We start from the raw sequence: 13,838 nt of genomic DNA on the forward strand, positions 1-13,838 counted from the left end.
CGGATCGCCGCCGATCCGCAAGCGGGTGGGATCAGCCTTTCTGGGCGTTCCAGAAAAGCGGCATCCCCCCGAGCACCCCGGTCAGCCCACGGCGATAGGACCAGGGCTGGAAATACTGCCCGAGCGGCAGGTAGGGCGGCTCGCGCAGCCCTTCCTCCTGAATCTGGGCGGCCAGCTTCTGCTGCGCGGCCAGGTCCGGCGCCTCGAGCCAGGCGGCGCGCAGCTCCTCGAGCTTCGGCATGGTGGGCCAGCCGAACCAGGCGCTCGTGCCGTTGCCGCGCAGGCCGAGATGCGTCGCCGGCGAGAAGAAGTCGAGCCCGGTGAAGAAGGTGAAGAAGACGCTCCAGCCCCCCTTCTCCGCCGGCTCGCGGCTGGCGCGGCGCTGCACGACGCTGCCCCAATCGGTCGAGACGTAATCGACATTCATCCCCGACTTCACCAGCATGTCGCGCCCCACCTGGGCAAGGGCGTTGAGCGAGGGGAAGTCGGAGGCGGCGATCACCACGATCTTCTCGCCCTTGTAGCCGGCGGCGGCGAGGTCGCGCTTCACCTTGTCGTAGTCGCGTGGGCCCTTCAGCGCGTCGAGGCCGACGGTGCTGGCCATCGGCGTCCCCGGCGGGAAGCAGCCGACGCCGTCCCGCCAGTTGGACGGGTCGGTGCCGATGACGGCGCTCATGTAGTCGGACTGCTCGACGCCGCCGAGCAGGGCGCGGCGGATCGCAGGGTTGTTGAAGGGCGGGTGCAGGGAGTTGAAGCGCAGCAGCGCCATCAGCCCGGTCGGGTCATAATTCTCGACGACGAGGTTGCGGTTGCGGCGGAGCAGCGGCAGCAGGTCGGCGGTCGGCTGTTCCCACCAATCCGCCTCGTTGTTGCCGAGCGCGGCCGCGGCGGTCGAGGCGTCCGGGACCACGCGCCATTCGACGCGGTCGAAATTGACGCGCTTCGGCCCCGAGGTCCAGGCCGGCGTGCCGGCCTCGCGCGGGACGTAATTCGGGTTGCGCTCATAGACCAGCAGGCTGCCTGGCACCCGCTCGTCGGCTTTGAAGCGGAAGGGCCCGGAGCCGATATTCTCCTTGATCGGCGTGTTGGCGTCCTGCGAGGCGATGCGCTCCGGCATCATGAAGGGCACCGGCGTCGAGGGCTTGGCCAGCGCGTCGAAGAGCAGGGCAAAGGGCCGCTTGAGGCGGAAGGTGAAGTTGCGGTCGTCATCGTCGACCAGCTCCTCGGTCGCCGCCATCAACGCCTGGCCGAGCGCGTCGCGCTGGGCCCAGCGCTTGATCGAGGCGACGCAATCCCTGGCCCGCACCGGCTCCCCATCATGGAAGGCGAGGCCCTGGCGCAGCGTGATGGTCACCCGCCGCCCGCCATCCTCCACCTTGTGCCCCTCGGCCATCTGCGGCTGCGGCTTGAAATCGGCATCCAAGCCATAGAGCGTGTCGTAGATCAGAAAGGCGTGGTGCCGCGTGACATAGGCGGTGGTGACGATGGGGTCGACCACCGCCACGTCGGACTGGGGGATGAAGCGCAGCACCCGGCTGCCCGCCGGCTGCGCCAGGGCGGGCACCGGCAGGCGCAGAGCGGTGCCGGCCAGCGCGGCGCCGGCCAGCAGATTGCGACGATGCATGGGCTCTTTCTCCCGGAAACGAAACGGCCGGGACAGTAGCGGTTTTCCAGCCCCCGTGAAGCACCCTATTCGGGCAACGGCATCCGCAGGGTGAAGCGCGTTTCCGCCGGGGTGGAGGTGGCCTCGATGATGCCGCCATGCGCCTCGGCGATCTGCTGGGCGATATAGAGGCCGAGGCCCAGCCCCTCCCCCCGCGGTCCCTGGGGGCCGCGGACGAAGGGTTGGAAGAGGCCAGGCAGCATCCCGGGCGGGATCGGCTCGCCGGCATTGGCGACGGAGAGCTCGAACCACCCGCCCTCCGCCCAGGCCGAGACGCGCACCGGCCGGTTCGCTGCGCCATGGGTCAGCGCATTGCCGAGCAGGTTGGAGACGAGCTGCGCCATGCGTCTGCGATCGCAGGTAACTGGCGCATCAAGGCGGCAGGCGATGTCGACAATCCGGTCCGGCCGGTCGACTTGCAACTCAGACGCGATTTGTCGAAGTAATGTTTCTATTTCTACGTGCTCTCGTTCGAGCAGCAGCCCGTCGCCGAGGCGGCAGCGGGCGAAATCCACGAGATTGTCGATCAGCCCGCTCATCCGCCCAACACTCGCCTGGACCAGGGTGATGAGGCGCAAGGCCTGATCGTCGAGCGGCGTCTTCCGCAGCAGCCGCATCCCGCCGTCTATGGCGGCGAGCGGGTTGCGCAGGTCATGCCCAAGTACCGCAATGAACTGCTCGCGCAGGGCCGCCACGCGCTGGGCGTCGAGCAGCGTCGCCTCGCTCGCTACCGTCCGCTCCAGCGCAGCGAGATGCTGGCCGATGAGGTCGGCAAACATCTCGAACATTCCAACGATCTCAGGCACGTCCAACCGGCGCGGCTCCGGATCGATGGCGCAGAGCGTGCCGAAGACGCTGCCATCCGCGCGGCGGACCGGCACGGAAATGTAACTGCGGAAGCCATAGGTCGCCGGCGTGTGATGGGAACAATAGACCGGATGGGCGACGACATCGTCGATGACGACGCGCGTCGTCGCCAGGCGGACCTCGTGGCAGAGCGTCGACTCGATGGGCAGTTCGCCGCCGGGGGCGAGGCCGAAGGCGATTTCATCACGGATGGCGCAGGCGATCCAGCGGTCCTCCGTGACGCGCGCGACCGCCGCGAACCGCATGCCGCTCAGCCGGCAGACGGTGTCGAGAACGGTCGGCATGATCGGGATGCTGCCGATTGCGGCCACATCTGCGGCGAAATCCTCGGTCATTGTGCCCGCGGGCCTTTCATTGCCGCATCATGAACAATTTCCAGATCGAACTGGAATACGGACATGCGGATTTTCGTGGCGCTTGCGCCGTGGAACGTGACAGCGGAAGCGGCGGTTTCGCGCCCTGGGTGAGCAGTTGTCACCGCGCCGTGGTTTGTCCCAGCAGTCGGGGACGCGTATTCCTTGCTGCATACAGGATGCCTTGAATGAATTCTTCCCTCACCGGTCCCGAACTTTCCGCCCCTTCCTTCGCCACCCGCAACGGTGGCGGCATGGTGGGCGAGTTCCTGCGCTTTGGCACGGTCGGCGTGGCAGGCTTCCTCGTTGATGCAGGGGTGCTGACGGCCGGCATCGCACTCGGCACCGGCCCCTGGCTAGGCCGGTTACTTTCCTACCTTGCCGCCGCCACCACAACCTTTGCATTGAACAGGGCCTGGACTTTTCGCTCTTCGCGGCAGGAAGGCGGGCTCGGCCGGCAATGGTTGCTCTTCCTGCTCGTGAATGTGCTCGGTTTCCTGTGCAACTACGGAACCTATGCAGCGCTCCTCGCCGGAGTTCCGCTGGTCGCGGCCCATCCCGTGATTGGTGTCGCGGCCGGCTCGGTTGCGGGCCTTGCCGCCAACTTTTTCATGTCCCGGCGCTTCGTTTTCGGTGCCGCCGGGGCCGACCCCCGTTCCTCCAGAGCGTGAAGGCCAGCGGGAGCCATGCCCATCGCAATCGAGAGCCTCAACCCCAGCCCTGAGCGGTCAGCATGCAGGACGTGATGCCACCTGAGCACCGCACCGGCGACAGCCGGCTGCTGACCGCCGTGGCGGAAGCCGGCTGGGTCGGTCTCCGCGGCGGTGCACGCCGCGAGCGCTGGGCAATCGGTTCGCCATTGCCGCCGGCGCTGCTGGCATTGGCCGTGGCGATGCTGGACGCTCTGTGCCTCGCCGCCACCGGCCTCGCCGTGCAGGCGCTGCCGCTGGAGCCGGCCGAGGGGCCGGCGCTGCGACTCATCGGCTTCGTGGCGCTGCTCGTGCCTTGTCTGATTGCCGCTGCCGGCGGCTACGGCCATGCGGCGCTCTTCGGCGGCAAGCGGGCTGGGCTCGGTGCCCTCGCCGGGCTGGTCCTCGGCATCGGCGGCATGGGTCTGGCGGCGCAAGCGCTCGGCGCCCGCGGCAATTTCGCGCCTGGCCTGGCGCTGCTCTGGCTCGTCATTGCCATGCCGCCGGTGCTCGCCGCGCGCATGGCGGCCGCCGTCGCCCTGCGCGCCGCAGCGGAGCGTACCCGGCAACGCGCCGTGGTGGTCGGCGACGGGCCGCAGGCCGCGCGCCTGGTCGCCGCCCTCGGCGGCCGGCCGGACCGCAGCCTGGAGCTGGTCGGCCTGGTCGATGACCGGCGCACCCATCAGGTCGGTGGGTTGCGCAACGGCCTGCCTTATCTCGGCTCGCTCGAGGCGCTGAATGCCATGATCCGCCGCGGCGAGGTGGACCAGGTGATCCTTGCCCTCCCCTGGGCGGCCGAATCGCGCCTGCAGAACCTGCTGCGGCACTTCGGCGACTACCCTGTCGATGTCCGCCTCGCTCCGGACCTCATGGCCTATCGCAGCCTCGGCACCGCGCCGGAGGGCGAGCGCCTGCGCCTGCTTCGCCTCGCCGACCGGCCGATCAGCGGCTGGGGCGCCGTCGTCAAGATGGTGGAGGACTATGTCCTCGCCCTGCTGGCGCTGGCCGTCGCCGCTGTGCCGATGGCGCTCATCGCCCTCGCTGTGCGGCTCGACAGCCCTGGCCCGGTGCTGTTCCGCCAGCGCCGCACCGGCTTCAACAACCAGCCCTTCTACGTGTTGAAGTTCCGCACGATGTATCACGAGGCATCGGACTACACCGTAGCGAAGCAGGTCTCGCTCGGCGACAAGCGGGTGACGCGGGTCGGCGCCATCCTCCGCCGCACCTCGCTCGACGAGCTGCCGCAGCTTTTCAACATCCTCCGCGGCGACATGTCCTTCATCGGCCCCCGGCCGCATGCGCCGGGCACCCGCGCCGGCGGGAGGCCCTTCGAGGAGGTCGCCGCCCGCTACGCCGCGCGGCACCGGGTGAAGCCGGGCCTTACCGGCCTCGCCCAGGTCCGCGGCTGGCGCGGCCCGACCGAGACGGAGGAGAAGCTGCTGCGTCGGGTCGAGAGCGATCTCGAATACATCGAGACTTGGTCGCTTTGGCTCGACTTCACCATCTTGGTGCGGACGTTGCTCGCTGTCGCCCGGATGCGGAACGCCTTCTGACCGGCGGGGGTCATCCCCCCGCCACATTCCTTACGTAGAACGGTTTCCTAGGCTTAACAGCCGAGGATGGAAGCCCTCACCATGCCGGAGAGCACCTTGCCCGACACCCATCTCACGCCCGGAGCGGAGCTGCTGCCGGGCTACCGCCACGCCCCACGCGTCGCGGTGCTCATCCCCTGCTACAACGAGGAGGTGGCGATCCCCCACGTGGTCGCCGCTTTCCGCGCCGCCCTGCCCGACGCGACCATCTATGTCTACGACAACAACTCGAAGGATGGCACCGCCGCCGCCGCCCGCGCCGCCGGGGCAGTCGTCCGCAACGAGTCGCTGCAGGGCAAGGGCCATGTCGTGCGGCGGATGTTCGCCGATATCGAGGCCGATGCCTATGTGCTGGTCGATGGCGACGACACCTACGACGCCTCCGCCGCGGCGGAGATGCTGCGCCTGCTCTTCGCCGACCGCCTCGACATGGTGACCGGCGTGCGCCGCACCCCGGAGGCCATCGCCGCCGCCGCCTACCGCCCCGGCCACCAGCTCGGCAACGCCGTGCTGACGGGGATGGTGCGCTGGGTTTTCGGCGACCGCATCTCCGACATGCTCTCCGGCTACCGCGTCTTCTCACGCCGGTTCGTCAAGAGCTTCCCGGCGCTCGCCGCCGGCTTCGAGACGGAGACGGAGTTCACCGTTCACGCCCTCGAGCTGAAGCTGCCTGTCGGCGAGGTGCCGAGCGCCTACAAGGAGCGCCCTGCCGGCTCCACCAGCAAGCTCAACACCTACCGCGACGGCTTCCGCATCCTGCGGACCATCGTCACCCTGGTGCAGCGGGAGCGGCCGCTGATGTTCTTCTCGGTCGCCGGCGGCATTCTGCTGTTCCTCGCCCTGATGCTGGCGGTGCCGCTGCTGCAGACCTTCCTCGCCACCGGCCTCGTCCCCCGGCTGCCGACGGCGGTGCTGGCGACTGGCCTCGTCCTGCTTTCCTTCCTCTCTTTCGTCTGCGGCCTCATCCTCGACACGGTGACGCGCGGCCGGCAGGAAGCGAAGCGCGTCGCCTACCTTGCCCTGCCCGCCCCAGATTTCGAGGAGCATCCATGAGCCTCGGCCCCTACCCTGCCCCCGAGCATGTCGCCGGCGCCCACGGGCCGGCGGGCGGGGTGGATGCGGACGTCATCATCCTGGCGATGGACCGTGCCGAGGAGACGGTGGCCGCCATCACCTCCGCCCGCGCCCAGGCCGGGCTTTCCAAGCATGTCTGGATCGCCGACCAGGGCAGCAAGCCGCAGAACCTCGCCCGCCTCGCCGCCGCCGTCGAGGGCGCGCCGGATGCGACGCTGGTGCGGCTCGACCGCAATTGGGGCGTCGCCGGCGGGCGCAACCGGGCGACGGCGCTCGGCCGCGGCCGGATGGTCTTCGCCCTCGACAACGACGCCGAATTCGCCGACGCCGACACCCTCGCCCGCGCCCTCCGCGCCCTCGATGCGGAGCCGGACATCGCCACCATCGCCTGCCGCATCCTCGTCTTCGACACGGGTGCGGAGGACCTCTCATCCTGGGGCTACCCGGCCGGGCTGCTGCCGCGCGCGGCAGAGAGCTTCGACGTCGCCACCTTCGTCGGCGCCGGCCATGCCATCCGCCGACGGGATTTCGAGCGTACCGGCGGCTATGACGACGCACTCTTCTTCTGTTGGGAGGAGTTCGACTTCGCCCTCCGCGCCATCAATGCCGGCCAGCGCATCCGTTACCGCGGCGACATCGCCGTGCGTCACAAGGTGAGCGGTGAGCACCGCTTCGCCTGGTCCGGCACCCGCTGGTTCCACTTCGTCCGCAACCGCCTCTATATCGGGCTTAAATACGGCCTCGCCCCGGCCTCGCTGCTACCGCGCTTCCTCGCCTATCAGGTGAAGGGCGCCCGCAACGGCGTGCTCGCCCAGGGGCTGAAGGCGGGGCCCGCGGCGCTCGGCCTCTGGCGCCGCTTCCGCCCGGCGCCGGGGATGGAGGCGCTCTACCGGCTGACGCCCGTGGCGCGCGACTACCTTGCCCGCAATGACGCCGCCCATCGCGGCGGCCTCAGCCGGCGGGTGCGGGCCGAGGTGCTGGCGGCCCTGCCGAGTGCCAAGGCCAGTTGAGGCCGGGCACCGCCGCCCCCACCTGAGACGGATGCCCGAGGACAAGAGCGACGAATTGCGTGGCGAGATCATCGCCCTGGAAACAGCCCTGGCCGCGGCTTTCGGCGAGATCGCCGTGTTGCGCGCCACCATGCAGGGCGGCGGTGCCGAGATTGCCCTTGCCTCCATGGAGGAAATGGCAAAGCAGCTCGAAGCCTCCGTCCTGCGCGGCGTCGTTGGCGCTGAGGAGGCTGGCCGCCCCCAGGCCGCCGCCGGCTTCGAGCGCCGGATGGAGCTGATCGTGCATGCGCTCCGCAACGCCATCGCTTTCCGGGCCGGGTAGGTGGGAATGGCGCGGCTGCTTTGGAGCCTCGGCACGCTGCTCGTGCTGGTCGGCGTGATGGCGCATCTTTTCGGCTGGGATGCAGTGCTCTGGATTCCGGAGGCAGTGCTGGATGCGCTGCGGGCGGACCCAAGGACCTGTGGGGTGATCCTGGCCGGGGCGGTGCTGATGCTGGTGGCGAGAATCATCAGCCGGAGAGGGTAGCGGCCCCTCAACGGGGCTGCTTCGCTTCCCGCCGCAGCAGGGCGATGATGGCCGGGCTGTCCACCAGGTAGCGCCGGGCGAGGCGCTTCGGGTCCTGCATCATCCGCCAGGCCCATTCCATCCCGGCCCGTTGCACCGCGAGCGGCGCCCGCCGTTCCTCGCCGGTGAGGAAAAGCAGGCTCGCCCCGATGCAGAGGCCGACCCCCCGCCCCTTCCCGCGCGCCGCCACAGCCTGCGCTACCCGCTCCTGCCGCGGCGAGCCGACGGCGAGGAAGCTGTAGCGCGCCGGGTGATCCTCGATGAAGCGGACCGCCGCCTCGAACTGCGCAAGATCCCGGTCGAACCCCATCGGCGGGTTGTAATGGGCGATCCGTCGGAGCCCCGTCCGTGCCGCCAGCCGTTCGAGCGCGGCCGGCGCCAGGCCGAGCACCGTCACTGGCTCGTCTGCCGGCAGCCCAGCCATTAAGGCGGCGGTAAGGTCGCTGCCCGGCACCACCGCCGGTGCCGCCAGCCCCATCACACCGGCAAGCCGCGCCACCACCCGGCTGTCGAGCAGCCGCAGCATCGCCGCGTCATAAAGCGGCCGCAGCGTCGGGTCGCGTGCCAGCCGCACCAGATGGTCGGCATTCGGCGTCACGACATAGCCGAAAGGCGCTTCCGCCGGCCGCCCCGCCAGCAGGGCCAGCACGCCCTGCAAGGGAAGGTCGGCGAAATCCAGCTCGAGCAGGCGCCGGAGCGGAGCCTCAGATTGCAAAGCGGAGCCGGACCTGCAGCAGGTTGCGGTCAAACTCCCGGAAGCCGCCCGTCGCTTCGAGCCGCCGGCGATAGCCGTAGCTCGCCACCACCGAGGCATTGCGGTTCAGCAGGTAGCGCGCGGTCAGGGTGAAGACCATGTCGCTCGCCGTCTGGTTCGGGCTCTCATATTCGCGCCGGTCATAGAGCACGTCGCCCTGGAGCAGCACGTTGCGCAGGTACTCATGATCGAGGGTCAGGCCGGCCTGGGTACGCTGGTAACTCACCGAATCCTGGCGGATGGACTCCTCGATGGTCCGGGTGAGCCGGAAGCGGACGGTGGTCAACTGGGTTGGCGCGTAGGTGAGGCCGGCCTCGACCGCCGGGCCTTCCAACGGCCTGATCGGCCCCTGATACTCGCGGTGCCGCCAGCCGAGGCCGAGGCGCGCCTGCCAGACACCGTCGAAATCATAGTCGAAACCGGCCAATGCCTCCCAGGTGAAGCTGTTCCGGTTCTGCGGGTTGTCGAAGACGCTTTGCGAGTTGAAGGCCGTGTTCTGGAAATCCGAACCAGAGGAGGTGTACTTGATGTCCTGCACCCGAACGACGGCAGTGATGTTGCGCCCCGGGGCGAGGGCGTAGCTGGCGCCGAGCGCGCCGATCACCGTGTTGAAGCTGTTCCGCGCCGTGTTGAAGCCGTTCTGCGGCACGTTGAAGCCGTCCTGCAGCAACGGCGTCGGGGTGGTGCCGATGACTCGTTCCTCGAAGTCGAAGGTCCGGTAGACGCCCTGGGCGATCAGCCCGAGCCGGTTGAAGCGCGTGTTGCCGGTGACCGAGATCTCATCCGAATCATAGGCGACGGGCTGGACGATACCGGTGGCCTGGACGTCGAAGCTGTAGACGTCGAGATGCGAGCGGTAATGGCGGTATTGGCCCAACAGGGCGGTGTCGGCCGAGAAGTCGTAGCGCCCGAAGCCGCCTATGTCCCAGTCGTTCCAGTCGAGCTGGCTTTGGCTGAAATACTGCCGGTTGGCCGAATTGGCGGAGACGCCGACCGCATGGTTCGTCCAGTTGCTGCGGAGGTTCAGGTTGCCCCGCTCCTCGGCGAAGCCATCGGAGACGACGTTGCTCCTCCGGCCGAAAAGGTTGCTGTCCCAGCCCGGCCCGGCCTCGATCCCGCCGTTCAGGGTGAAGCCGCCAAGGCGGACGCCGAGCGGGTCGTAATCCGGCCGCTGCCGGTTCACCACGGTGATGCCACGCTGGACCTCGGGTGAGTCACCCAACTGGGCCTGCGCCTCGCCCAGCGGCAGGGCAGCCACGAGCAGACCCAGAACCCCCCAGCTTCGAAAGCTTTTCACCACTATTTCCCCGTCATTATGAGCCCCCGGCCTCCGTAGCACGGGTTGTCGGAGGAGTGTGCATGCAACAATCACATCCCGTCATGCAGGCGGGCCAATCCGTCACTTCCGGGCCAGGTGTGGCACAACCGCCGCGGAGGACCGAAGCCGTGATCGATACGGAATGGCATCCCTTACGTCGGTTACCGTGCGGAAATTTCTCGGGATTAGGGTTGCATTTCACGGAAAGCGGAGTGCGTATTCAATCCGCGCCGCCCAGGCGCCCCCCGTCCCCCAGCCCCCCGCTCCGGGACAACAGCGTGCAAGCCATGCGGGATGATAGCGCCGATTCGCCCGTTCGGGCGTATCATGGCATCCCCATGGCCGGCCCAGGATGGAGCCTAGTATGGCCAATGTCGAAACCCTCAGGCCAAACCCCGCCCCGGCCCCCGTTCCGGCCGTGACAGTCCCCGCCGACCCTCAGGCCTTCCGCACGGAAGACCGTCTCACCGGCCTCCTCGCCTTCGGCATCGCCGCCGACCGGCGGGAGGAAGCCACCCCCGAAGCCATCGCGCGCTGCCAGCGGGAGGCCGAGGCGGCCCTCTGCGACCACGCGTTGCGCTACCTGCACAACAATATCGAGCGCATCCGCCAGGAGGCGGTGGCCGAGCAGATCGGCCGCCTCCGCCACCCGCCCGGCTTCCTCCGCATGGTTGCCGCCAACCTGGTGGCGCTCGCCATCATCGGCGCCGCCGGCGCCTGGCTCGCGCTGCACCCCGAAACCCTGGCCGGCCTCGCCGGCCGCCTGGCAGGCTGACGCATGTCCCACTCCCGCACCCTTCTTCCCGGGGCCGATGCGGCGGCGGATACCCCGCTGCGCCGGGCGCTCCGGGCCTGCCGGTCCCAGTTCATTCTCGTCGGCGTCTTCAGCGGTGTCGTGAACCTGCTGCAGCTCACCACCTCGGTCTACATGATGCAGGTCTTCGACCGCGTCCTGTCGAGCCGGGCGCTTGACACCCTGCTCTACCTCTCGCTGATCGCCATCCTGGCGACGGCGGTGCTTGCCATCCTCGAGGGCGTGCGCGGCAAGGTGATGCAGCGGATCGGCAGCTGGGTGGAGCACCGCGTGGCGCCGGAGGGCTTCGTCCGCGCCCTCGAGAGCACGCTGCGCGGGCGGCCCTACCGGATGGAGGCCTTGCGGGACCTCGCCGTCTGCCGCGGCTATCTCGGCTCGCCGGGCGCGCTCTCGCTCTATGACGTGCCCTGGGTGCCGATCTATATCGGCGTCATCTTCCTCCTCCACCCGATGATGGGCTTCATCGCCCTCGGCGGCGCGGTGGTGCTGTTCGGCCTGACGCTCGCCAGCGAGGTCGCCACCTCCGCCCTGCTGAAGGAGGCGAACACCGCTGGCATGGCCTCGCAGCGCCGGGCGGATGCCATCTCGCGCAATGCCGAGGTGATCGACAGCATGGGCATGCTGCCCTCGGTCATCGGCCGCTGGCGGGAATCGGTCGCGGCGATGACGGTGCCGCAGCAGCGCGCCGCCGACCGCGCCTCCTTCCTCGTCGCCACGACCAAGTTCTGCCGCCTCACCGTGCAGATCGGCATCCTCGGCGCCGGCGCCTATCTGGTGCTGCAGCAGGAGCTGACCTCGGGCGCCTCCATCGCCGGCTCGATCATCATGGGCCGCGCGCTGGCGCCGGTGGAGCAGATGATCGGCGGCTGGAAGCAGCTCGTCTCCGCCCGGCAGAGCTTCCGCCGGCTGCAGAGCTTCCTCGCCATGCCGCGGCTGCGCCCGCCGGGCCTCCCCCTGCCGGAGCCGGTGGGCAAGGTCTCGGTCGAGCGCGTCTCCTATGCCTTCCCGGGCCAGGGCGTCGCCATGATCAAGGGGGTGAATTTCAGCCTCGCGCCGGGCGAGAGCCTGGCCGTGATCGGCCCCTCGGCCGCCGGCAAGACGACGCTGATCCGCATGCTGATCGGCACGCTGCCGCCCTCGGCCGGCACCGTCCGGCTCGACGGCGCCGATGTCTATCAGTGGATGCGCGAGGATTTCGGCCGGCATGTCGGCTACCTGCCGCAGGATGTGGAGCTGTTCGACGGCACCGTCTTCCGCAACATCGCCCGCATGGCCGAGGCCGAGCCGGATGCGGTGTACGAGGCTGCGAAGCTCGCCGGCTGCCACGACATGATCCTCCGCCTGCCGAACGGCTACGAGACCGAGATCGGCGACAGCGGCCAGTACCTCTCGGGCGGCCAGCGGCAGCTGATCGGCCTGGCGCGGGCCATGTTCGGCCGGCCGAAGCTGGTCGTGCTCGACGAGCCGAACAGCAACCTCGACGGCGACAGCGAGGCGGCGCTGACCCAGGCGCTGGAGCGGCTGAAGGCGCAGGACACCACGGTGATCCTCGTCTCGCACCGCCCGACCCTGGTGCAGGGCGTCGACAAGGTGCTGCTGCTGAAGGACGGCGCGATGGAGATGTTCGGCCCGCGCGCCGAGGTGCTGAAGCGGCTGATGACGCCGCCCCGTCCCGCCGAGGTCCAGAACACCCCGGTTGCCCGCCTTGAAGGGAGCGCCGCCCGATGAGCGTCACCACCCAGGATCAGAAGCTCCCCGCCCTCACCGGCGGCCGGGCCCTGGCGCCGATTCGCACCGACCTCGGCGGCTCGCTGCCGCACTTCCCCTTCGATCCGCTGCTCGACGCTCCGGCGCCGCGCACCCGCGGCACGATGATCTTCGGCATGGTCGTCTTCCTGTTCTTCGTCGTCGGCGGCGCGGCTTGGGCGGTCTTCGCGCCGCTGGCCGAGGCCTCCATCGCGGCCGGCACCATCAAGGTCGAGGGCACGCGGCGGACCATCCAGCACCTCGAGGGCGGCATCGTCCGCGATATCCTGGTGCGCGACGGCGACAAGGTCGAGAAGGGCCAGGTGCTCGCCCGCCTCGACGACATCCAGGCGGATGCGGCACTCGAGACGCAGCGCGCCCAGCGCTGGGCGCTGATGGCGCAGGAGGCTCGGCTGCGCGCCGAAATCGCCCGCGCGCGGGAGGTCACCTTCCCGCCCGAGCTGCTGAGCGCCAGCAATGCCCGCGCGCTCGACAGCGTCACCGGCCAGCGCGCCCTGTTCGAGGCGCGGACGGCAAGCCTCACCAGCCAAGTGCAGGTCTTTCAGGCCCGCATCGACCAGCAGCAGGCGGTGATCGCCGGCGCCCGCGGCCAGCTCGCCTCCACCCGCCGCCAGCTCGCGCTGATCAGGCAGGAGGAGGAGATGACGCGCACCCTGGTTAACCAGGGCCTGCAGCGGCTGCCGCAATTGCTCGCGCTCCAGCGCAGCTTTGCCGGGCTCGAGGGCAGCATCGAGGACCTGAACGGCCAGATCGACCGCGCCAATGCGGCGATTGCCGAGGCGCAGAAGCAGACCAGCCAGGCCACCGACCAGCGGATGCAGGAGAACGGGCAGGAGCTGCGCGATGTCCGCGGCAAGCTCGCCGAGGCCGAGGAGAAGTTGCGCGCCGCCTCCGACGTCATGACCCGGCGGGACATCACCGCGCCGGAGGACGGCACCGTCGTCAACCTGCGCCTCTTCACCGTCGGCGCCGTCGTCAAGCCGGGCGAATCGGTGATGGACCTGGTGCCGCAGCACGACCGGCTGATCGCCGAGGTGAACGTTCAGCCGAACGACATCGACGTGGTCTATCCCGGCCTGCATGCCGAGGTGCGGCTGCCCGCATTCAAGCAGCGCCTGGTGCCCTACCTGCACGGAGAGGTGACCTGGGTCGCCGCGGACGTGACCACCAACGATCAGACGCGGCAGCAATACTACCCGGCGCGCATTTTGATCGACCAGGCGCAGCTGGCCTCGCTGCCCAACATATTCCTCACCCCCGGGATGCCGGTGGAAGCCCATATCAAGATCGGGGAGCGGACCTTCTTCCGCTATGTTACCCAGCCGATCCGGGACAGCTTCCACCGCGCCTTCCGCGAGCAATAGGACCCTCC

The 13,838-nt window shown here is 69.3% G+C and carries 13 protein-coding genes; 9 read left to right on the top strand and 4 right to left on the bottom strand.

Translation table 11 applies throughout. The features are described from left to right. Nucleotides 1–31 precede the first annotated feature (31 nt). Complete coding sequence (locus JMJ56_RS17515) at nucleotides 32–1,624, bottom strand: ABC transporter substrate-binding protein (protein ID WP_202833064.1); 1,593 nt, start codon at nucleotides 1,622–1,624, stop codon at nucleotides 32–34. Between the two features lie 65 nt (nucleotides 1,625–1,689). Continuing rightward, a complete protein-coding gene (locus JMJ56_RS17520) occupies nucleotides 1,690–2,865 on the bottom strand; it encodes a GAF domain-containing sensor histidine kinase (protein ID WP_202833065.1) in 1,176 nt (391 codons plus the stop codon). A gap of 206 nt (nucleotides 2,866–3,071) precedes the next feature. On the opposite strand from JMJ56_RS17520, the gene JMJ56_RS17525 reads away from it, so the two are divergent. The 6 genes from JMJ56_RS17525 (at nucleotide 3,072) to JMJ56_RS17550 (ending at nucleotide 7,774) form a co-directional block, all read left to right on the top strand. Then, the gene (locus JMJ56_RS17525; protein ID WP_236037853.1) at nucleotides 3,072–3,554 is read left to right on the top strand and encodes a GtrA family protein; all 483 of its coding nucleotides are present in this window, start codon (nucleotides 3,072–3,074) and stop codon (nucleotides 3,552–3,554) included. Between the two features lie 62 nt (nucleotides 3,555–3,616). Beyond that, nucleotides 3,617–5,125 carry an exopolysaccharide biosynthesis polyprenyl glycosylphosphotransferase gene (locus JMJ56_RS17530; RefSeq protein ID WP_202833066.1) on the top strand — a complete coding sequence of 503 codons (1,509 nt, stop codon included), beginning with the start codon at nucleotides 3,617–3,619 and terminating at the stop codon, nucleotides 5,123–5,125. 81 nt (nucleotides 5,126–5,206) lie between these two features. After that, nucleotides 5,207–6,217 carry a glycosyltransferase family 2 protein gene (locus JMJ56_RS17535; protein WP_202833103.1) on the top strand — a complete coding sequence of 337 codons (1,011 nt, stop codon included), beginning with the start codon at nucleotides 5,207–5,209 and terminating at the stop codon, nucleotides 6,215–6,217. Next, nucleotides 6,214–7,248, top strand: a complete 1,035-nt coding sequence (locus JMJ56_RS17540) for a glycosyltransferase family 2 protein (RefSeq protein ID WP_202833067.1) — start codon at nucleotides 6,214–6,216, stop codon at nucleotides 7,246–7,248. The genes JMJ56_RS17535 and JMJ56_RS17540 overlap by 4 nt, the downstream gene beginning before the upstream one ends. A 31-nt stretch (nucleotides 7,249–7,279) precedes the next feature. Next, a complete protein-coding gene (locus JMJ56_RS17545) occupies nucleotides 7,280–7,570 on the top strand; it encodes a hypothetical protein (protein WP_043361579.1) in 291 nt (96 codons plus the stop codon). Nucleotides 7,571–7,576: 6 nt separating this feature from the next. Next, on the top strand, nucleotides 7,577–7,774 hold the full coding sequence (locus JMJ56_RS17550; RefSeq protein ID WP_202833068.1) for a hypothetical protein: 198 nt from the start codon (nucleotides 7,577–7,579) through the stop codon (nucleotides 7,772–7,774). A 7-nt stretch (nucleotides 7,775–7,781) separates the two neighbouring features. Here JMJ56_RS17550 and JMJ56_RS17555 read toward each other — a convergent pair whose 3' ends face one another. Both JMJ56_RS17555 and JMJ56_RS17560 read right to left on the bottom strand, forming a co-directional pair. Beyond that, complete coding sequence (locus JMJ56_RS17555) at nucleotides 7,782–8,528, bottom strand: WecB/TagA/CpsF family glycosyltransferase (protein ID WP_236037855.1); 747 nt, start codon at nucleotides 8,526–8,528, stop codon at nucleotides 7,782–7,784. Beyond that, entirely contained in the window at nucleotides 8,518–9,864 is a 1,347-nt protein-coding gene (locus JMJ56_RS17560) for an outer membrane beta-barrel protein (RefSeq protein ID WP_202833070.1), read from the bottom strand. The genes JMJ56_RS17555 and JMJ56_RS17560 overlap by 11 nt, the downstream gene beginning before the upstream one ends. Before the next feature lie 385 nt (nucleotides 9,865–10,249). On the opposite strand from JMJ56_RS17560, the gene JMJ56_RS17565 reads away from it, so the two are divergent. Genes JMJ56_RS17565 through JMJ56_RS17575 form a run of 3 tightly spaced genes read left to right on the top strand, consistent with a single transcriptional unit; the run spans nucleotide 10,250 to nucleotide 13,830 of the window. Continuing rightward, on the top strand, nucleotides 10,250–10,660 hold the full coding sequence (locus JMJ56_RS17565) for a hypothetical protein (RefSeq protein ID WP_202833071.1): 411 nt from the start codon (nucleotides 10,250–10,252) through the stop codon (nucleotides 10,658–10,660). Nucleotides 10,661–10,663: 3 nt separating this feature from the next. Beyond that, nucleotides 10,664–12,427: a type I secretion system permease/ATPase gene (locus tag JMJ56_RS17570; RefSeq protein ID WP_202833072.1), complete on the top strand. Its 1,764-nt coding sequence runs from the start codon at nucleotides 10,664–10,666 to the stop codon at nucleotides 12,425–12,427. After that, a complete protein-coding gene (locus JMJ56_RS17575) occupies nucleotides 12,424–13,830 on the top strand; it encodes an HlyD family type I secretion periplasmic adaptor subunit (RefSeq protein WP_202833073.1) in 1,407 nt (468 codons plus the stop codon). Before JMJ56_RS17570 ends, JMJ56_RS17575 begins: the two co-directional genes overlap by 4 nt. Nucleotides 13,831–13,838 lie beyond the last annotated feature (8 nt).

It is taken from the genome of Belnapia arida, from assembly GCF_016773205.1.
GTDB lineage: Bacteria > Pseudomonadota > Alphaproteobacteria > Acetobacterales > Acetobacteraceae > Belnapia > Belnapia arida.